At 64.0% G+C, this 19,995-nt stretch carries 17 protein-coding genes; 8 read left to right on the top strand and 9 right to left on the bottom strand.

Annotated elements, in window-relative coordinates; translation table 11 throughout:
- Positions 1–121: 121 nt before the first annotated feature.
- From ACI2KK_RS25230 to ACI2KK_RS25200, 7 genes are all read right to left on the bottom strand, one after another.
- Positions 122–982, bottom strand: a complete 861-nt coding sequence (locus tag ACI2KK_RS25230) for an efflux RND transporter periplasmic adaptor subunit (RefSeq protein ID WP_404671094.1) — start codon at positions 980–982, stop codon at positions 122–124.
- 11 nt (positions 983–993) lie between these two features.
- Complete coding sequence (locus ACI2KK_RS25225; RefSeq protein ID WP_217842142.1) at positions 994–1,200, bottom strand: DUF1656 domain-containing protein; 207 nt, start codon at positions 1,198–1,200, stop codon at positions 994–996.
- Positions 1,187–3,175, bottom strand: a complete 1,989-nt coding sequence (locus ACI2KK_RS25220; protein ID WP_404671093.1) for an FUSC family protein — start codon at positions 3,173–3,175, stop codon at positions 1,187–1,189. The genes ACI2KK_RS25225 and ACI2KK_RS25220 overlap by 14 nt, the downstream gene beginning before the upstream one ends.
- 316 nt (positions 3,176–3,491) lie before the next feature.
- A complete protein-coding gene (ccoM, locus tag ACI2KK_RS25215; RefSeq protein ID WP_011532604.1) occupies positions 3,492–3,608 on the bottom strand; it encodes a cytochrome c oxidase subunit CcoM in 117 nt (38 codons plus the stop codon).
- 135 nt (positions 3,609–3,743) lie between these two features.
- On the bottom strand, positions 3,744–3,905 hold the full coding sequence (locus ACI2KK_RS25210; protein ID WP_217842140.1) for a hypothetical protein: 162 nt from the start codon (positions 3,903–3,905) through the stop codon (positions 3,744–3,746).
- A gap of 58 nt (positions 3,906–3,963) precedes the next feature.
- A complete protein-coding gene (locus ACI2KK_RS25205) occupies positions 3,964–4,296 on the bottom strand; it encodes an aspartate-semialdehyde dehydrogenase (RefSeq protein WP_217842139.1) in 333 nt (110 codons plus the stop codon).
- 270 nt (positions 4,297–4,566) lie between these two features.
- Positions 4,567–5,262, bottom strand: coding sequence for a M949_RS01915 family surface polysaccharide biosynthesis protein (locus tag ACI2KK_RS25200; protein ID WP_404671092.1), 696 nt, complete (start codon positions 5,260–5,262; stop codon positions 4,567–4,569).
- 126 nt (positions 5,263–5,388) lie between these two features.
- Here ACI2KK_RS25200 and rapA point away from each other — a divergent pair, with 126 nt between their 5' ends.
- Together rapA and ACI2KK_RS25190 are read left to right on the top strand one after the other, a co-directional pair.
- A complete protein-coding gene (rapA, locus tag ACI2KK_RS25195) occupies positions 5,389–8,235 on the top strand; it encodes an RNA polymerase-associated protein RapA (protein WP_404671091.1) in 2,847 nt (948 codons plus the stop codon).
- A 417-nt stretch (positions 8,236–8,652) separates the two neighbouring features.
- A complete protein-coding gene (locus ACI2KK_RS25190) occupies positions 8,653–10,917 on the top strand; it encodes a putative bifunctional diguanylate cyclase/phosphodiesterase (RefSeq protein WP_404671090.1) in 2,265 nt (754 codons plus the stop codon).
- On the opposite strand, the gene ACI2KK_RS25185 is transcribed toward ACI2KK_RS25190, so the two are convergent.
- The gene (locus ACI2KK_RS25185) at positions 10,817–11,704 is read right to left on the bottom strand and encodes an NAD(P)-dependent oxidoreductase (protein ID WP_404671089.1); all 888 of its coding nucleotides are present in this window, start codon (positions 11,702–11,704) and stop codon (positions 10,817–10,819) included. The genes ACI2KK_RS25190 and ACI2KK_RS25185 overlap by 101 nt on opposite strands.
- A gap of 192 nt (positions 11,705–11,896) precedes the next feature.
- Here ACI2KK_RS25185 and ACI2KK_RS25180 point away from each other — a divergent pair, with 192 nt between their 5' ends.
- A complete protein-coding gene (locus ACI2KK_RS25180; protein ID WP_404671088.1) occupies positions 11,897–14,080 on the top strand; it encodes a hypothetical protein in 2,184 nt (727 codons plus the stop codon).
- Between the two features lie 225 nt (positions 14,081–14,305).
- Here the strand turns inward: ACI2KK_RS25180 and ACI2KK_RS25175 are convergent, their stop codons facing one another.
- Positions 14,306–14,611 (bottom strand): DUF2288 domain-containing protein, encoded by a 306-nt coding sequence (locus ACI2KK_RS25175; RefSeq protein WP_404671087.1) that lies wholly within the window; start codon positions 14,609–14,611, stop codon positions 14,306–14,308.
- Between the two features lie 360 nt (positions 14,612–14,971).
- On the opposite strand from ACI2KK_RS25175, the gene ACI2KK_RS25170 reads away from it, so the two are divergent.
- From ACI2KK_RS25170 to ACI2KK_RS25150, 5 genes are all read left to right on the top strand, one after another.
- On the top strand, positions 14,972–16,087 hold the full coding sequence (locus ACI2KK_RS25170) for a branched-chain amino acid ABC transporter substrate-binding protein (protein ID WP_054891749.1): 1,116 nt from the start codon (positions 14,972–14,974) through the stop codon (positions 16,085–16,087).
- A gap of 236 nt (positions 16,088–16,323) precedes the next feature.
- On the top strand, positions 16,324–17,247 hold the full coding sequence (gene livH / locus ACI2KK_RS25165) for a high-affinity branched-chain amino acid ABC transporter permease LivH (protein ID WP_404671086.1): 924 nt from the start codon (positions 16,324–16,326) through the stop codon (positions 17,245–17,247).
- Positions 17,244–18,500 (top strand): high-affinity branched-chain amino acid ABC transporter permease LivM, encoded by a 1,257-nt coding sequence (locus tag ACI2KK_RS25160; RefSeq protein ID WP_217842130.1) that lies wholly within the window; start codon positions 17,244–17,246, stop codon positions 18,498–18,500. Before livH ends, ACI2KK_RS25160 begins: the two co-directional genes overlap by 4 nt.
- Positions 18,497–19,264 (top strand): high-affinity branched-chain amino acid ABC transporter ATP-binding protein LivG, encoded by a 768-nt coding sequence (gene livG, locus ACI2KK_RS25155; RefSeq protein WP_070094357.1) that lies wholly within the window; start codon positions 18,497–18,499, stop codon positions 19,262–19,264. Before ACI2KK_RS25160 ends, livG begins: the two co-directional genes overlap by 4 nt.
- Positions 19,265–19,966, top strand: coding sequence for an ABC transporter ATP-binding protein (locus ACI2KK_RS25150; RefSeq protein ID WP_217842129.1), 702 nt, complete (start codon positions 19,265–19,267; stop codon positions 19,964–19,966).
- Positions 19,967–19,995: the final 29 nt, after the last annotated feature.

Raw genomic sequence — 19,995 nt, 5'->3', positions numbered from 1 at the left:
AGCCCGCTCCTACAGGGACCGCATAGCCTTCAAACCTGTGCAATACCTGTAGGAGCCGGCTTGCCGGCGATGAGGCCGGCGTGGAAGGCGCGGTTCGGGGCCCCGCGATGGCCTCTAAAGCTCACTGATCTTCATGCACCTGCACGCTGGCGGTCATCCCGGCGCTCAGATTCATCCCTTCAGGTATCTGCTCCAGGCGAATCCGCACCGGAATACGCTGCGCCAGCCGCACCCAGTTGAAGGTCGGCTCCACCTCGGGCAGCAACTGCCCGTCCGGGGTGGAGTTACGGTCGGTGATGCCACGGCTGATGCTCTCCACCTGCCCCTGCATCGACTCCCCCGCCCCCATCAGCCACACCTTGACCGAATCGCCCACGCGAATGCGCGGCAGCTTGGTCTCCTCGAAATAAGCCTGGATATAAAAGGTGGCGTCATCCACTAGCGCCATCACCGACTGCCCGGCATTGACGTAGTTGCCCTCGGCCAGGCGCAGGTTGGTAATATGCCCGCTACGCGGTGCACGCACTTCGCTGCGGGCCAGGTTGATCTTCGCCACCTTCAGCTGCGCCTCGGCCTCGTGCAGCTCGCCCCGGGCTACAGCGGCGTTGATCTGCGCGTTCTCGCGCAGCTCGGCGCTGATCGCCTCCGGCCCCAGAGCCGTGCGCCGCGCCGCCTCGCGCTCGCGCAGGCGCAGCTGCTGGGCGCGGGTCTCGACCACCGCAGTGGCCTGGTCAAAGGCCGCCTGGAAGCGCTCGCGGTCGATGGTCATCAGCAGGTCACCCGCCTGGACCTGCTGGTTGTCATGTACCTTCAAGCCACTCACCCAGCCGGACACATCCGGGGCGATCACCACCACGTCAGCACGCACCCGGGCATCCCGGGTCCAGGGCGTGAGCATGTAGTACTGCCAAAGCTGATAACCGGCAAACAGCGCAACCATCACCACACACAGGGTGACCAGGGCACGTACGGCTGTACGCATGGACTTACTCCTCACAAAGGTCCCAGCAGACGCACCACCAGGTACAGGACACAAACGAACAACGCCGCATCGAACAAGGCTTCGTGCCAGATCCAGCGCCCCAGGGGGGTGGCCTGCACCAGCACGCGCAACACGCCGGTGAGCACCAGCGCCATCAACACATAGATCAGAAACGGGCTGAGCAGCACGCCGCCCAGCGCCCATTCACGCAACCCCATGGGTTTCCTCCTGCCAGCGGCACCATTTACCCCAGCTCTTGCGCAACTGCAGCACCGCGCCGATGGCCAGGCGCAGCGGGTCGCTGGCCGGCTGCTGGCGCAGCGCTTCGATGAATTGCTCGCTGGCCGCATCCAGGCGCTGGCCGCGCCCCGGCGCCGGGCCACTGGCCAGCACCGCCTCCAGCTGTTGCAGGTACTGGCGCTCGGCACCGCCCAGTGGCGCCTGGGCCACCGCCAGGCACATGCGCAGGTGCACCAGTTCGTCGCCGATATCCAGGCCGTGCAGGCCATCGTCCCAACGCTGGCGCTCGGCTTCGGGTAACTCGCTGGCGTGGCGCGCCAGCTGCATCAGGCGGTCGGCCATGCGCCCGCCAAACCAGCTGTCGGCGCCGCGCAGGTCGCGACGGGTCAGGCGCACCAGGTCGCCCTGGGTCGCCGCGCGCAGGCGCCGGCCGAGCCAGGCCGGGTGGCGCAGCACCAGCAAGCGGAACGCCATCACCGCAGCCCCCACGCCGATCAGCATGGCAAGTGCACTGTTGAGCATCGTGGCAACGTTGAACTGCATGGCATTGAGCGGCGCCACCAGCACGATGAAATGCAGGCAGTAGGAGGTGGCCGTGGCCCCGGTACGCGGGTGGGCCATGCCCAGGGCGCCAAAGAACAGCGGCACGCCCATCCCTAAACAGAGCATGGCGAAGCTGCTCCACTGCGGCAGCAGAATTTGCCCGACGAAAAACGCCACCGGCACCGCCAGCAGAATGCCACGCAGGAAGCTCAGGCCAATTTGCGCGCCGTTCTCACGGCTGGCGAACAAGCTGCAGACCACGCAGGTGAGCACCAGCCCGCCCGGTGCCGACGGCCAGGCGGTGGCCAGCCAGAAGCTGCTCATGGTCAAAAAAGCCAGGGCACTGCGCGAACCGAACAGCAGCGCCAGCGACAGGTCACGGTGAGCCGCCAGGCTCTGCACCGCCTGCTTCGGCGCCCGGCCCTGCTCCACATCGTCCAGCGCCTGGGTGGCCGCCATGGCAAAGTCCAGCAGCAGGGCCATGCGCGCCAGGCAGTAGTGCTCGGCAGGGCTGATGTGCTCGTCGTGGGCCGCATCCCAGATGCGCTGGCGCAGCACCAGCAGGGTCGGCTGATCGGGCGCGGCCAGTTGCCCGCGCACCTCGTCGAGCCAAGGCGCCATCTGCGCGCTTTCGGCTTCATCGAGCTGGCGCCACTGGCGGCGTACCGAGCGCGAAATGCGCAATAGCACCATCAGCTTCTGGCTCAGGCCATTGATCGCACGGGCCCGCTGCCGGCCGCGGCTGCCTTCGAACCAGGCATGTTCACGCTGGGCGTCGATGGCGACAATGCCGCCCAAGGTCTGCAACAGCCCTTTGCGCGCATCGTCTTCACCGCCAAGCATGGCGCTGGCCGCCTGCAAGCCGTTGCTCCAGGCCTGGCGGGCCTGGCCTGCAAGCTGCTGTTCGACCCGCAGCGGCCACACCAGGGCACTGACGGCCGTGGCGCAGCAGATCCCTAAGCAAATTTCGGTGCAACGCGCCACCGCCTGGTCGAACACCTGCAGCGGCGTATTGATCGCCGGCAAGGCGATGATCGCCGCGGTGTAGCCGGCCAGCACGAAAGCATAGGCCCAGGCGCTGCGCAGTTGAGTGGAGGCTGCGGTGCACAGCGCCAGCCACAACGCCAGGGTCAGCAAGAACAGCCAGGGCGTCTGGGCGAACAGGCCGATGAACACCACCGACATGAAGGTCCCGACCACGGTACCGGCCAGCCGTGCCAGGCCCTTTTGCACCACCATGCCCGACAACGGCTGGGCAACGATGAACGCGGTCATCAACGCCCACGACGGCTGCTCCAACCCCCAGCGCATCGCCAGCCACAACGCCAGGCCGCCGCCGAGCAGGGTCTTGGCAGCAAACTTGAGGGCGAGGCTGCTGGGTGCGAACAGGGCCTGGAGGGTGATGGGCACGAATCGGACCTTGCCGGTGGTGGGTCTACAGATAGAAAGATAGACAACTGCGGCAAGAATAAGGCGCAGACGAATAATTAGCTAGCTAATCATCTTGTTTAATCAAAAGCGCGCCGTGTAGGAGCCGGCTTGCCGGCGATAGGGCCGGTGCAGGAGCAATGCGCTTGCAGGCCTGGCCTCATCGCTGGCAAGCCAGCTCCTACAGGGAAAAAGGCCAGCGCTGGTGGCGCCTGCATTAGGCCCGCAAAAATCCAGACAAAAAAATGGGCGACCGAAGTCGCCCTAAATGCCTTGCGTGCTCGTGAATCGGGAAGGATCAGCGCTGCTTGCGCTTGTTCGAATCCTTCCAGATGAAAATCCCCAGACCGGCGAAGAACGCCAACATCAACCCGACCGTTACCACACCGGCGATAACCACGTTGTCGAAGAACATGTCGGCCCCTCCTTTGGTGTGCCGTGATCCGATGGGAGCAAGGTAACCAATGGCGGGCGGTGGGGAATTGATCGGCGTCAATGCTGCCCGGGGCCGGGCACGCGAGGCGGGTGCAGGCTTGACCTGCATCAAGGTTCAGCGCTTCTTCGGCTTGCCCTTGGGCTTCTTCTTTTTGCCCGAAGCCAACGGCATGGCCTGCTCGAAGGCCTTGCGCATGTCGTCCAGGCGCTTGTCGTTGAGGTCGTGGATACGTTTGGCGCGCTCGGCGCCGAAGTCGATCAGGTTGTCTTGGCTCATGGCAGGCTCTACGGACAGCAGAAGCCCAATAATGAAGGCAGATGCCCGCGCTGACCAGTCAGACTTCGATATCCACCAACAGGCCCTGGCGGGTGCTCTCACCCAGAGGGGCTACCGGCACGGTGTTGTCGGCGTTCAGTTCATCGCCCGGCAGCGCCTCGAAGCGGTGTTCGTCATCTTCGCGCTGCTTGCGTTGCTGCTGCTTGCGCCGCTGCTCCTCGTGCAGCAGGTAAAGCTGCTCGTCAGGGTCGCGCTGGTGCTTGAGGTCGATGGTGCTTTCGCTGGAGGACGGCTGCGCCGGGGCCACCGCCGGAATGTTCGGGGTCGGCTTGACCGGGTCTTGTTGCGTCGTCACGGGGGCGGCGCTGAGGGGGATGATCGGCGGCAGCATGGGGTTCTCCTATGGCCATTCTATCGGCCGTTGCTCAGCCGCCTTGAATACCTGCGGATGAAGGTGTGCGGCGCGTCACAACCACGCCCATGCCGCTAGTGTCCTGTCTCGGAAATACGTTCTCTTTTGGCGAGTGGCTTGGGTGTTCGGCCAAGGCGCCGCGACGAGTCATAGCAGGGCTATGGCGAGGAGTGGCAACGCAGGCCGGGCGCCCAAGACGCCGCCAAAAGTGAACAGCTTATTTCCGAGACAGGACACTAGGGACAACATTTACTCGCCATCGTCGTCAGGCCCGTCGTCAGCCGGCGCCGAGCTGTCGCTCCACGGCCGCTTGTAGACCTTCTGCCAAACCGCATCCATGTGCTCGCGAATCACCTGCGGGGCGCTTTTCAGCGAAGCGCTGTCCTCGCGCTCGCCACCGAAGGGTTCCTCGCCCGCCGGGCTGATCAGCGACTGGCCGGTGACGCTGTACACCGCCTGCCCTTCACGCAGCTCGATGGCAATGTCGTGGGGGTCGATGCCGCCACCGCAGAACGCGTGGCTGGCCACGGTCACTTCGCCGATGCCATCCTTGTTCAGGTCGCTGACATCACTGACGTCGGTATAGAAGTCGACATCCAGGTCCAGGCCGGCGCAGGTGGTTTCCTGTTCGATCTGCCAACGCGGCTTGAACGCATCGGCCGACGCACTGCGCCCGTACAAGGTGGCCTTGAGCACCACCTTGTCGACTTCTTCTTCGGTGTCCGGGTCTGTCGCCTGGCCGTCGACCCGGCTCAGCACCAGCAGCCCTTCACCCTCGCGGTCGTGAAAGTGCACACTCTTGAGCGGCGTCTGCACGCCCAGTACTTCCAGTTGCTCCACCGGGATCGGCGCCAGCACCTCGAAGGTTTTCTGTTCGCAACCGGCCAGCAGCGCCAGGCTGCCCAGCCCCATGAATACGTTCAACCAGCGATGCTTGGCAAACATGTTGGTGCAGGGCCCTCGCGACGGCACGGTATTAGGCGATGAACACGCTAGACTCTTTGATTCATTGGTCTGGCGAAGCCGATCCGTTAACATAGCCGGCTTTTTCACCGCGGGAGTTTTGGCAGTATGGCGCAGCAGTATCAACCGGGGCAACGCTGGATCAGCGACAGCGAAGCCGAGCTCGGTCTTGGGACCATCCTGGCGCAGGATGGCCGCCTGTTGACCGTGCTCTACCCGGCCACAGGCGACACCCGCCAGTACTCGCTACGCAACGCGCCGCTGACCCGCGTGCGCTTCTCGCCGGGCGACCAGATCACTCACTTCGAGGGCTGGAAGCTGACCGTGCGCGAAGTCGACGACGCCGACGGCCTGCTGGTCTACCACGGCATCGACGCGCAGAACGTGCCGCGCACCCTGCCCGAGACGCAGCTGTCCAACTTCATCCAGTTCCGCCTGGCCAGCGACCGCCTGTTCGCCGGGCAGATCGACCCGCTGTCGTGGTTCTCGCTGCGCTACAACACCCTGCAACACACCAGCAAGCAGATGCTCTCCACCTTGTGGGGCCTGGGCGGCGTGCGCGCACAACCCATCGCCCACCAGTTGCACATTGCCCGTGAAGTGGCCGACCGTATCGCCCCGCGCGTACTGCTGGCCGACGAAGTGGGCCTGGGCAAGACCATCGAAGCGGGCCTTGTGATCCACCGCCAGCTGCTCTCGGGCCGCGCCAGCCGCGTACTGATCCTGGTGCCGGAGAACCTGCAGCACCAGTGGCTGGTAGAAATGCGCCGGCGCTTCAACCTGCAGGTGGCGCTGTTCGACGCCGAACGCTTCATCGAAAGCGATGCCAGCAACCCGTTCGAAGACGCCCAACTGGCCCTGGTGGCCCTGGAATGGCTGGTGGACGACGAAAAGGCCCAGGACGCGCTGTTCGCCGCCGGCTGGGACCTGCTGGTGGTCGACGAAGCCCACCACCTGGTCTGGCACGAAGAACAGGCCAGCGCCGAGTACGCGCTGGTCGAGCAACTGGCCCAGGTCATCGCCGGTGTGCTGCTGCTCACCGCCACCCCTGAACAGCTCGGCCAGGACAGCCACTTCGCCCGCCTGCGCCTGCTCGACCCCAACCGCTTCCACGACCTGGCCGCGTTCCGCGCCGAAAGCGAGAACTACCGCCCGGTGGCCGAAGCCGTGCAGGAGTTGCTCGACGAAGGCCGCCTGTCGCCCAAAGCCCACGCCACCATCCAGGGTTTCCTGGGTGCCGAAGGCGAAGCGCTGCTGGCCGCAGTCAGCGATGGCGACACCCAGGCCAGCGCGCGGCTGATCCGCGAACTGCTCGACCGCCACGGCACCGGCCGCGTGTTGTTCCGCAACACCCGCGCAGCCATCCAGGGCTTCCCCGAGCGCCAGCTGCACCCCTACCCGCTGGCCAACCCCGAGCAATATGCCGCGCTGCCGGCCGGCGAGCGCGCCGAGCTGTACCCGGAAGTGGCCTTCCAGGCCCAGGGCGAAACCAGCGATGACGAGCGCTGGTGGCGCTTTGACCCGCGGGTCGACTGGCTGATCGACACCCTGAAGATGCTCAAGCGCACCAAGGTGCTGGTGATCTGCGCCCACGCCGAAACCGCCATGGACCTCGAAGACGCCCTGCGCGTGCGCTCCGGCATCCCTGCCACGACCTTCCACGAAGGCATGAGCATCCTCGAGCGCGACCGCGCCGCCGCCTACTTCGCTGACGAAGAATTCGGCGCCCAGGTGCTGATCTGCTCGGAAATCGGCAGTGAAGGCCGCAACTTCCAGTTCGCCCACCACCTGGTGATGTTCGACCTGCCGGCCCACCCCGACCTGCTCGAACAGCGCATCGGCCGCCTCGACCGAATCGGCCAGCAGCACACCATCCAGCTGCACATCCCGTACCTGCAGAACAGCCCGCAAGAGCGCCTGTTCCAGTGGTACCACGAAGGCCTCAACGCTTTCCTCAACACCTGCCCCACCGGCAACGCCCTGCAGCATCAGTTCGGCCCACGCCTGCTGCCGCTGCTGGCCGAAGACGACGACAAGGCCTGGAGCACGCTGGTGGCTGATGCCCGCGGCGAGCGCGAGCGCCTCGAAGCCGAACTGCACAGCGGCCGTGACCGCTTGCTGGAGCTCAACTCCGGCGGTGCCGGTGAAGGCCAGGCGCTGGTCGAAGCCATCCTGGAACAGGACGACCAGTTTGCCCTGCCCATCTATATGGAAACCCTGTTCGACGCCTTCGGCATCGACAGCGAGGACCATTCCGAAAACGCCCTGGTGCTCAAGCCGAGCGAGAAGATGCTCGACGCCAGCTTCCCGCTGGGCGACGACGAAGGCGTGACCATCACCTACGACCGCGCCCAGGCGCTTTCGCGCGAGGACATGCAGTTCCTCACCTGGGAACACCCCATGGTGCAGGGCGGCATGGACCTGGTGCTGTCCGGCTCGATGGGCAACACCGCCGTGGCGCTGATCAAGAACAAGGCGCTCAAGCCCGGCACCGTGCTGCTGGAGCTGCTGTACGTCAGCGAAGTGGTCGCGCCGCGCAGCCTGCAGCTGGGCCGCTACCTGCCGCCGGCAGCGCTGCGCTGCCTGCTGGACGCCAACGGCAACGACCTGGGCCCGCGGGTCGCCTTCGAAACCCTCAACGACCAGCTCGAAAGCGTGCCCAAGGCCAGCGCCAACAAGTTCATCCAGGCCCAGCGCGACGTGCTCGCCCAGCGCATCAGCGCCGGCGAAGCGAAGATCCTGCCGGCCCACGAGGCCCGCGTGGCCGAGGCCCAGCAGCGCCTGGCCGCCGAGGCCGACGAAGAGCTGGCGCGCCTGACCGCGCTCAAGGCGGTCAACCCGAGCGTGCGTGACAGCGAAGTCGATGCGGTGCGCAAGCAGCGTGAAGATGGCTTGGCAGCACTGAACAAAGCGGCGTTGCGGCTCGAGGCAATCCGCGTGCTGGTAGCCGGCTAAACCTGGCATACCCCTGTAGGAGCGGGCTTGCCCGCGATAGCGTCGGCACGGCAATCGCAATTGCCTGCCAAGGCCCCATCGCCGGCAAGCCGGCTCCTACAGGGTGCTGCGAAGCCTGAAACAAACGCGCTGCCCGCGATGGCCTCGGCACGGCAATCGCCGGCAAGTTGACGCAAAGCCTGAAGCAAACGCGCTGCCTGTAGGAGCGGGCTTGCCCGCGATGGCGTCGGCAGAGTGATACACCCCCTCCTCGCAACACCCAGTTAGATCCCTCCGCTATCACCCTCATATCCAAACGATAGAAATCAAAGTGCCATTAATCAGGAAGGTTTAAACACCTTTTCCTATACTCGAGCAGGAACTGTCTCCAGCCGCGCTTTTCGGGGACGAGTGCAAACTCGACGATAGAGACCTGCAATGGAATGGCTGGGACTGCAATTTTTCGCCGACCTGCCGGCGAACGGGCAAATCATCCTCGACTGCCGACACAACCCCCTGCTGGTGCTGCTGGCCTATGCCGTGGCCTGCGCTGGCTGCTTCGCCACCCTCGACATGGCCGAACGCCAAAGCCACTGCGAAAACCGCCTGGCCCGCCGCCAATGGCGGATACTCGGCGCCTGCTGCCTGGCCGGTGGCATCTGGGCCATGCACTTCATCAGCATGCTGGCGTTTCAGGCTCCGCTCGAGGTGCACTACGACGCCACCCTCACCGCCCTGTCGCTGCTGATTGCCCTGCTGGCGGCGTGGCTGGCCATGAACAGCCTCAACCGCAACGAAATGCGCCTGCGCCATTACCTGCAAACGGCGCTGTTCATCGGCCTGGGCATCAGCGCCATGCACTACACCGGCATGGCCGCCCTGCAAACCGGCGCCCGCCAGTACTACCAGACCGGCCTGCTGCTGGCCTCGGTGGGCCTGGCCGTGGCCAGCAGCCTGGTGGCGCTGCTGATGGCCCGGCACTTTCGCAACGGCAGCGGCACCCTGCACCTGGCCATGAAGCACGGCGCCTGCCTGCTGATGGGCGCCGGCATCGTGCTCACCCACTTCACCGGCATGGCCGCCATGACCCTGGTGCTGCCCGAAGCCAAGCCGCTGCACCTGCCCAGCATCGACAACGCCGCGCAACTGGCGGTGACCATCGCCTTCATCACCTTGCTGATCAGCGGCAGCAGCATCAGCGCCGCCCTGGCCGATAAAAAACTGCAAAGCAAAGAACACGACCTGCGCCGGGTCAACGTGCTGCTCAGCCAGCTCGACCAGGCCCGCGCCTCGCTGCAACAGGCCGCCCACTACGACGCCCTCACCAGCCTGGTCAACCGCCGCGGCTTCAACCAGGTGTTCGCCGAGCGCCTGGCCGAGCACACCGCCAGCGAAGGCCGCCTGGCGGTGATGTTCCTCGACATCGACCATTTCAAGCGCATCAACGACAGCCTCGGGCATGCCGCCGGCGACGACCTGCTGAAGGTGATCGCCAGCCATATCAAGGCCGCCACCCGCAGCAACGACCTGGTGGCGCGCTTTGGCGGCGACGAGTTCTGCATCGTCACCCCGCTGCACAACCGCGAAGAAGCCCGCCACCTGGCCCAGCGCATCATGCTGCGCATGAAGGAGCCCATCGACCTGGGCGGGCGGCGCCTGGTGATGACCACCAGTATCGGCGTCAGCGTATTCCCCGATGACGGCCTCAGCGCCGAAGAGCTGCTGAAAAACGCCGACCTGGCGCTGTACCAGTCCAAGGCCTGCGGGCGCAACAGCCTGAACTTCTTCGACAACGGCCTGAAGGCCCGCGCCACCCTGGAGCTGCAGTTGGAAGAAGAACTGCGCGAGGCGCTGTTCGAGGAGCGCGGCCTGTGCGTGCACTACCAGCCGATTTTTGATCTGCGCAGCGCCAAGGTGGCCAAGCTCGAAGCGCTGGTGCGCTGGCAGCACCCGCAGCATGGCCTGCTCGGGCCGGACCGCTTCATCGGCATCGCCGAGGCCAACGGCCTGATCGCCGAACTCGACCTGTGGGTGCTGCGCCGCGCCTGCGCCGACCTGGCCCAGCTCAACCAGTATGGCTATGGCGATATCAAGGTGACGGTGAACTGCTCGGCGCTGACCCTGGGCCGTGAAGAACTGGCCACCGAGGTGGAGCTGGCGCTGTTCCAGGCCGGCATCGAAGCCCGCCAGCTGGAGCTGGAGGTAACAGAGAATGCCCTGATGGGGGACATCCACCACACCATCAACCTGCTCAAACGCATTCGTGCCCAGGGCGTGGCGCTGTCGATCGACGATTTCGGCACCGGCTACTCATCACTGGCCTACCTCAAGCGCCTGCCGCTGGACGTGCTGAAGATCGACCGCTCGTTCGTGCTCGAGGTGCCGGGCAACCAGAAGGACTGCGAGATCGTCCAGGCGATCATCATCATGGCCCACACCCTGCACCTCAAAGTGGTCACCGAAGGCGTCGAAACCGCCGAACAACAGGCTTTTCTGGCCGCCCAGGGTTGCGACTACCTGCAGGGTTACCTGCTCAGCCGGCCAGTGCCGGCCAGCGGGCTGCGCCCGGTACTGGAGCGCCTGAACCACCCGCATGGCGCGCTCATGGCTGGTTGCGATACAGCTCAACCAGGGTCGCCGGATCTTTTTCCAGATAGCCCTGGCTACCATGCAGGCGCATCAGCTGCGCCGCGAGGCCACTGACCGGCGTTGCCACGCCCTGTTCGCGGGACAGCTTGACCGCGCCGTCGAGGTCCTTGAGCAAGGTGCGCACATGCCATTTCACCGGTTCAAAACGGCTTTCGGCCATTTGCGGGGCCAGGATCTGCAGCGGTTTGGAGTCGGCAAAGCCACCGGCCAGCGCCTCGGCGATCAACCGGGCGTCCACCCCTGACTGCTCGGCCAGCGCCACCACCTCGGCAATCACCAGCGCGTTGCAGGCAACGATCATCTGGTTGCAGGCCTTGGTCACCTGGCCGGCCCCCACGCCGCCCATGTGCGTCACCCGCTGGCCCAGGGTCAGCAGCACCGGGCGCGCCCGCTCCAGGTCATCCGCCTCGCCGCCGACCATGATCGCCAGGGTGCCCGCCTCGGCGCCCGGGGTGCCGCCAGACACCGGCGCATCCAGCCAGGCCATGCCGCAAAGGGCCGCCAACTCTGCCGCCATCTCGCGGGTGGCGGCGGGTTCCAGGCTGGACAGGTCCACCAGCAACTGGCCGCTGCGCCCACCGGCCGCGATGCCCTGCTCGCCAAACACCACCTCGCGCACCACCGCCGTGTCGGCCAGGCACAGCAGCACCAGGTCGGCGCTCTGGCACAGCTGCGCCGGGCTGTGCGCCAGGCGCGCACCGGCCGCCACCAGTTCGGCGCATTTCTCGGGGCTGCGGTTCCACACCGTCAGCGGGTAGCCGGCCGCCAGCAGGCGCCGGCACATCGGCAACCCCATCAGGCCGATGCCGGCAAACCCCAGTGAAGGCAATGCACTACTCATGAGCGACTCCAAGCAGATTAAAGAAGCGTGACAATTGGACGATGCAGTGCGGTGCACCGCAAAAACCTCGAAGGGAATAGGGAAATCCCTGATCGCACAAGGAAAACCCGCGCTGGTACAGTCGCGAAACCCCCGAATGATGGCCAAATGGCATGTGTCGGGGAACCCAACCCCCCAGGCAAATGGCGCACTATGACCTCTACGAACACTTCTGCCAATGCGGTCCCCGAGTCGTCGCTCCCGTCCACCTCGCTGACCGCAGGCGGTGCTCGAGACCTGCCGGCCCCTCGCGTTACGCAGCCGGCGCAGTACCTGTACTTCACCGAGCAGGACATCCAGCGCATCCTCGACAACCTCGACGGCCTGCGCGACCTGGTGTTCCCGCAGAACCTGCACGTCGAGGACGAAGACCAGCTGCGCCTGGAGCAGCAGTTCCCGTCGGTGTGCCTGATCGGCCTGGGCCGTTGCGGCTCGAACATCGCCCTGGATGTGGCGGAGCTGGTGTACAACGCCCGCACCTTCTTCCTCAACGAGTTCAACAACGAAGACCGTTTCAAGGGTGAAGGGGGCTACAGCCCGGCGCGCTGGATCCGCCAGAACCTGCGCCTGGTGCAGAACAAGGGCGCAAAGCCGGTGTTTCTGGTCGAGCCGTTGGTGATGCTCGGCGACCTGGACAAGGACATCGCCGGGCGCATCCGCTTCTCGCGCAAGGGCGAGCGCGGCGGCTTTTTGCGCGACTACAGCAAGATGAAGATCATGGACCTGTCCGAGGTACACGCGGGCGGTGCCGGTAACGCGCCGATCCTCGGCCAGTACCTGGCCAAGATCATCCTCAACAAGGATACCCAGCGTTTTTCCAGCGCCGACTGGAAGCTGATCCACTCGTATCTGATCGACTCCTGCGGCATCAAGGCCAACCAGTCGCGCCTGTACTTCTACATCTTCAGTGCCGGCGGCGGTACCGGCTCGGGCATGGCCTCGGAGTTCGGCCTGGCCCAGCAGTACTCGTACATGAACAAGACCTTCGACACCAAGCCTGCCGACGAGAACGACGGCAAGAGCGGGCATTCGTTCGTCTTCGAGCCGATCTTCACCAGCGGCATCTGCGTGCTGCCCAACGCCTCCGACCACCGCAGCGAAATGTCCGAGGCGCTGCACATCAACGCCGGGCGCCTGCTGTGCAAATACCTGTCGGAAGAATGGGATTTTTCGTACAACTTCGACAACGAAGACAGCAGCGAAGCCAGCGTCATGGGCCGTATTCGCCCATGGAACGCGATGATGCTGATCTCCAACGACATCATGCGCTACGCCGAAGAAAGCGACGACGGCACGATCCAGAACATCGACGTCAACGCCATGGAGAAGCACGCCAACCAGTACATCTCCCAGCAGATCTTCAACATCCTCACCGCCCAGGCGGTGACCACCGACTACGACCAGAACTACTTCCGCCGCGCCGGCATCGACATCGGCGAAACCATCCGCCTGGACGCCAACGACCTGTTCATGAGCCTGGCAGGCCCTGTGGCCATCGCCTACGCCGAGTCCGTGGTCCCGGAAGTGCCGCCGGCCGGCTCCGACAAGTTCAAGGTGTTCGAGCGCGAACAGCCGCGCCTGGACATCGACGACCTGTTCTTCCGCTCCATCGACCTGCCGCACTTCAACAAGCAGACCCAGGCCATCGAGGGCATCAGCCTGCTGCCGATCGAGTCGCGCCGCTACCGCGCAGCACTGGAGCAGTACCAGGCCTCGGGCTACGACGCCGCCGCCCTGCACGATCTGCACTTCTTCAAGAACTGCTCCTCGGTAGTGTCGATCGTGTCCTTGCCCAAGGACTACAAGCTGTCGTACATGGACCTGAACCGGCTCAAGACCCACCTCAACAGCCTGTTCCCCAACACCACGCTCAAGCGCTACGCACTGGTGATCGGCGCCTCGGCCAACCTGTCGCTGACCACCCTGATCGCCAAGAGCCCGTGCCTGTCGGACGACTTCCTGACCCTGATCGTCGCCTTCATCAAGCGCTGCTTCGCGCGCAATGCGTACCGCTTCGACGACACCATGGACAACGCGATCCTCGAATTCATCACCAGCGAGCACTTCGACGAGGGCCGCATCGACGAGTTGCTCAACGAGTTCGAAAACCCGGCGAAGATCCTCGACACCAACTGGTACGCGATCAAGCCGATGTACGAGAAGAAGTACCGCGAGCTGATCAACGACAAGAGCCGCTTCGTCTCGATCAACGACATCCGCCTGTCGCGCGAATGCGTGAAGAAAGCCGTGAAGTACCTGCGCGAGATCTTCCGCCACCGCATCGGCAAGACCCGGGTGATCTCGTTGAACAGCCATACCGGGCGGGTGGATTACTGATAATCCTCCAGGGGTCACGGAAAATATCGCGGGGCAAGCCCGCTCCCACGTCGTAATACGGCCCGGCGTGGGAGCGGGCTTGCCCCGCGATGCATTACGCATTCCGTAAACTGTTACCGCCCCGCCGAATCGCCCCGCCACTGTTACCAACTTCCACCTTACGTGAGCGTCAATGCGCACCATTGCGGTGCGCCTGCGCATTTTCACGCACTAAAAAAAACCGGCTTATTGCGTTTTCTTCGCCTGGATCACGATGAACGGCGAAACCACCACCGCCCAGATCTCTGGATCGCGGGTTTGCAGGTCGAGCGCCTGCTCGGCGCTGAGCGGCCCGACAGTGCCATCACTGCGCCACTTGGCGAAGATCTCGCTGCGATTCTCGGCCATTGCCTCGGCAACGGCGATCAGGTCGAGGCTGGGGTCGACCCAAATCAGGTCACCCTTGGCCCAGAAACGCTCCAGGGCTTTCCACTCGATGATGGCGGTCTCGCCGAGCAATTTGGCATAGAGGGTGCTTACTTGATCAGTCATGGGTTTACCTGCGCAAAGATCGTCCAACAAAAAGGCCGGCATTTTTGCAGAAAAACCCGGTTTCAAATACGTAATTTGGTCGATCAGGCCCGAACTTGTGGGGCCGGGCCGAAGGTGCAGGCAAAACGATGGCGCTTTTCTGTATCTTTATGTCGACCACGCGACACCCCCGAGCCCAGACGCTTTTCGCCCGCTTTTCAAGCGCTCGGGCAGCGCTCTACACTGTACCGGTACAGTTCCGGGACACGATTCTCGGGGGAAGGTGGGGTTGCGGTTAGGCGTGGCCAGCCGCAAATCCCGCCCGGTCTGTAGCCCTGGCCGCCAGGACTATAAGAATTACAACAGAATGAGTGGAGCACTATGATCAAGATTTCCAAGCTGTTCGCCGCAATGGTTCTGGCCGGGGTTGCCAGCCATTCGTTTGCCGCCGACACCATCAAGATCGGCATCGCCGGCCCTAAAACCGGCCCGGTCACCCAGTACGGCGACATGCAGTTCATCGGCGCCAAGCAAGCCATCAAAGACATCAACGCCAAGGGCGGCGTCGATGGCAAGATGCTCGAAGCCAAGGAATACGACGACGCCTGCGACCCTAAACAGGCCGTTGCCGTCGCCAACAAAGTGGTCAACGACGGCGTCAAGTTCGTCATCGGCCACCTGTGCTCCAGCTCCACCCAGCCTGCGTCCGACATCTACGAAGACGAAGGCGTGATCATGATCACCCCGGCCGCCACCTCGCCGGAAATCACCGCCCGTGGCTACAAACTGATCTTCCGCACCATCGGCCTGGACAGCGCCCAGGGCCCGGCTGCCGGCAACTACATCGCCGACCACGTCAAACCGAAAGTGGTCGCAGTACTGCACGACAAGCAGCAGTACGGTGAAGGCATCGCCACCGCAGTCAAGCAGACCCTCGAGAAGAAAGGCACCAAGGTTGCCGTCTTCGAAGGCCTGAACGCCGGTGACAAGGACTTCTCCTCGATCATCCAGAAGCTCAAGCAAAACAATGTCGACTTCGTCTACTACGGCGGCTACCACCCAGAGCTGGGCCTGATCCTGCGCCAGGCGCAAGAGAAGGGCCTGAAAGCCAAGTTCATGGGCCCGGAAGGCGTGGGTAACGACTCCATCTCGCAGATCGCCCAGGGCGCCTCCGAAGGCCTGCTGGTCACCCTGCCGAAGTCGTTCGACGCCGACCCAGAGAACAAGGCCATCGTCGACGCCATCAAGGCTGACGGCAAAGACCCAAGCGGCCCGTTCGTGTTCCCGGCCTACTCGGCTGTTGAGCTGATCGCCAAGGGCATCGAAGCGGCCAAGTCCGAAGACACCGACAAGGTGGCAGCCGCCATCCACGCCGGCAAGTTCAAGACCCCGACCGGCGAGCTGTCCTACGACGAGAAAGGCGACCTGAAAGACTTCAAGTTCGTGGTTTACGAATGGCACTTCGGCAAGCCGAAGACCGAAGTCTCCCCTCAGTAACTGCGTGACTAATAGCTGACCGAGAAGCCCACTGTGCGAGCAGTGGGCTTTGTTTTACGAGGTTCTATGGGCCCGATTCCCGCGATCCGGGAGCCTGCCCACCTGAAAATCTTAAAACCGTCACCCGCGGTTTCCTGGCAGTGCCCGCAAAAGATCACGTGGCGAAGACCACGAGAACATGGGCCGGGGTCATCCCCCACCAGTGAAATGCAAATCAGGTTTTTAGGAGCGCTGTAATGCCTGAGATCTACCATTTCCTACAACAACTGGTTAACGGATTGACCATCGGCAGTACCTATGCCTTGATCGCCATCGGCTACACGATGGTGTACGGCATCATCGGCATGATCAACTTCGCCCATGGCGAGGTGTACATGATCGGCAGCTACGTGGCCTTCATCGCCCTCGCGGGCCTGGCCATGATGGGTATCCATTCGCTACCGATCCTGATGACCGTGGCCTTCGTCGCCACCATCTGCGTCACCAGTGCCTACGGCTACAGCATCGAACGGGTCGCCTACCGGCCGCTGCGCAACAGCAACCGGCTGATCCCGCTGATCTCGGCCATCGGCATGTCGATCTTCCTGCAGAACACCGTGCTGCTCTCGCAGGACTCGAAAGACAAGTCGATCCCCAACCTGATCCCCGGCAGCTTCTCGTTCGGCCCCGGCGGCGCCGAGGAAGTGCTGATCTCGTACATGCAGATCCTGGTGTTCGTGGTGACGCTGATCGCCATGACCTGCCTCACCCTGTTCATCTCCCGTTCCCGCCTGGGCCGCGCCTGCCGCGCCTGCGCCGAGGACATCAAGATGGCCAACCTGCTGGGCATCAACACCAACAACATCATCGCCCTGACCTTCGTCATCGGTGCCGCCCTGGCGGCCGTGGCGGCCGTGTTGCTGAGCATGCAGTACGGGGTGATCAACCCCAACGCCGGCTTCCTGGTAGGCCTGAAAGCCTTCACCGCGGCGGTTCTGGGCGGCATCGGCAGCATCCCGGGCGCCATGCTCGGCGGGCTGGTGCTGGGTGTGTCCGAAGCCTTCGGCGCCGACATCTTCGGCGACCAGTACAAGGACGTGGTGGCATTCGGTCTTTTGGTTCTCGTCCTGCTGTTCCGGCCGACCGGCATCCTGGGCCGTCCGGAGGTTGAAAAAGTATGAACAGAAATCTCAAACAGGCGTTCTTCAGCGCCTTGCTGGTCTGGGCCGTGGCCTTCCCGGTGCTGGGCCTGAAACTCAGCATCGACGGCATCAGCCTGGCGGTACACAGCCAGGGTTCGTTCAACCTGACCATCATCAGCGTGTGCTCGGTGCTGATGTTCCTGCGCGTGCTGTTCGACAAGCAGTGGAGCGCGGTGATGGGCCGTCGTTCCGACCGCAAGCTGATATCGCCGGCGGTGAGCAACTTCCTCACCCTGCCCAAGACCCAGCGCTGGATCATCCTCGGCCTGATCGTGGTCGCCCTGGTGTGGCCGTTCTTCGGCTCGCGCGGCGCCGTCGACATCGCCACGCTGATCCTGATCTACGTGATGCTGGGCCTGGGCCTGAACATCGTGGTGGGCCTGGCCGGCCTGCTCGACCTGGGCTACGTCGGCTTCTACGCGGTCGGTGCTTATAGCTACGCGATGCTCTCGCACTACCTGGGCTGGAGCTTCTGGGTGTGCCTGCCGATCGCTGGGCTGATGGCTGCCACCTTCGGCTTCTTGCTCGGCTTCCCGGTGCTGCGCCTGCGCGGTGACTACCTGGCCATCGTGACCCTGGGTTTCGGCGAGATCATCCGCCTGTTCCTGCGTAACCTCACCGACTGGACCGGCGGCCCCAACGGCATCAGCAACATCGAAAAACCGACGTTCTTCGGCCTCACTTTCGAGCGCCGCGCCGCCGAGGGCATGCAGACCTTCCACGAGTTCTTCGGGCTGGAATACAACTCGATCAACAAGGTGATCTTCCTCTACCTGGTGGCCCTGCTGCTGGCCCTGCTGGCGCTGTTCGTCATCAACCGCCTGCTGCGCATGCCCATCGGCCGTGCCTGGGAAGCGCTGCGTGAAGACGAGATCGCCTGCCGCGCGCTAGGCTTGAACCCCACCGTGATCAAGCTTTCGGCGTTCACTCTGGGGGCATGCTTCGCAGGCTTTGCCGGCAGCTTCTTCGCCGCCCGCCAAGGGCTGGTGACACCGGAATCGTTCACCTTCATCGAGTCGGCGATCATCCTCGCCATCGTCGTGCTGGGCGGCATGGGTTCGCAGTTGGGCGTGATTCTGGCGGCCATCGTGATGATCCTGCTGCCAGAGATGATGCGTGAGTTCAGCGAATACCGGATGCTGATGTTCGGTGCGCTGATGGTGTTGATGATGATCTGGCGTCCGCAGGGCCTGCTGCCCATGCAACGTCCACACATGGAGCTGCGTCGATGAGCCGCGAAATTCTGCAAGTCAGCGGCCTGAGCATGCGCTTCGGCGGCTTGTTGGCGGTCAACGGCGTGGGCCTGACCGTCAAGGAGAAACAGGTAGTCGCGCTGATCGGCCCCAACGGCGCCGGCAAGACCACCGTGTTCAACTGCCTCACCGGCTTCTACAAGCCCAGCGGCGGCACCATCCTGCTCGACGGCCAGCCCATCCAGGGCCTGGCCGGCCATCAGATCGCCCGCAAGGGCGTGGTGCGAACCTTCCAGAACGTGCGCCTGTTCAAGGAGATGACCGCGCTGGAAAACCTGCTGATCGCCCAGCACCGCCACCTCAACACCAACTTCTTCGCCGGCCTGTTCAAGACCCCGTCGTTCCGCCGCAGCGAGAAGGAAGCCATGGAGCGCGCGCAGTACTGGCTGGAGAAGGTCAACCTGACCGAGTTCGCCAACCGTACCGCCGGCACCCTCGCCTACGGCCAGCAACGCCGGCTGGAAATCGCCCGCTGCATGATGACCCAGCCGCGCATCATCATGCTCGACGAACCGGCCGCCGGCCTGAACCCCAAGGAAACCGAGGACCTCAAGGCCCTCATCGGCTACCTGCGCGAATCCCACAACGTGACCGTGCTGCTGATCGAGCACGACATGAAACTGGTGATGAGCATTTCCGACCACATCGTGGTGATCAACCAGGGCACGCCCCTGGCCGATGGCACGCCGGAAGAGATTCGCGGCAACCCTGATGTGATCAAGGCCTACCTGGGGGAGGCGTAAATGCTGAAGTTCGAGAACGTTTCCACCTTCTACGGCAAGATCCAGGCGCTGCACAGCGTCAACGTCGAGATCAACCAGGGCGAGATCGTCACCCTGATCGGCGCCAACGGCGCCGGCAAGTCGACCCTGCTGATGACCCTGTGCGGCTCGCCCCAGGCCCACAGCGGCAGCATCAAGTACCTGGGAGAGGAGTTGGTCGGCCAGCCCTCCTCGCACATCATGCGCAAGAGCATCGCGGTGGTGCCGGAAGGCCGCCGCGTGTTCGCCCGCCTGACCGTCGAGGAAAACCTGGCCATGGGCGGTTTCTTCACCGACAAGGGTGACTACCAGGAGCAGCTGGACAAAGTCCTGCACCTGTTCCCGCGCTTGAAGGAGCGTTACATCCAGCGTGGCGGCACCATGTCCGGCGGCGAGCAGCAAATGCTCGCCATCGGCCGCGCCCTGATGAGCAAGCCCAAGCTGCTGCTGCTCGACGAGCCGTCGCTGGGCCTGGCGCCGATCATCATCCAGCAGATCTTCGACATCATCGAACAGCTGCGCCGCGACGGCGTGACCGTGTTCCTGGTAGAGCAGAACGCCAACCAGGCGCTGAAGATCGCCGACCGCGCCTATGTGCTGGAGAACGGCAAGGTGGTGATGCAGGGAACTGGCGAAGCGCTGTTGACCGATCCGAAGGTGCGCGACGCGTACCTGGGAGGCTGACCCCCGTTGCAAAGCGCGATGAGAACTGG

It is taken from the genome of Pseudomonas sp. NPDC089406, assembly GCF_044900265.1.
GTDB classification, from domain to species: domain Bacteria; phylum Pseudomonadota; class Gammaproteobacteria; order Pseudomonadales; family Pseudomonadaceae; genus Aquipseudomonas; species Aquipseudomonas fakonensis.
This window is presented reverse-complemented; position numbering and strand designations above follow the sequence as displayed.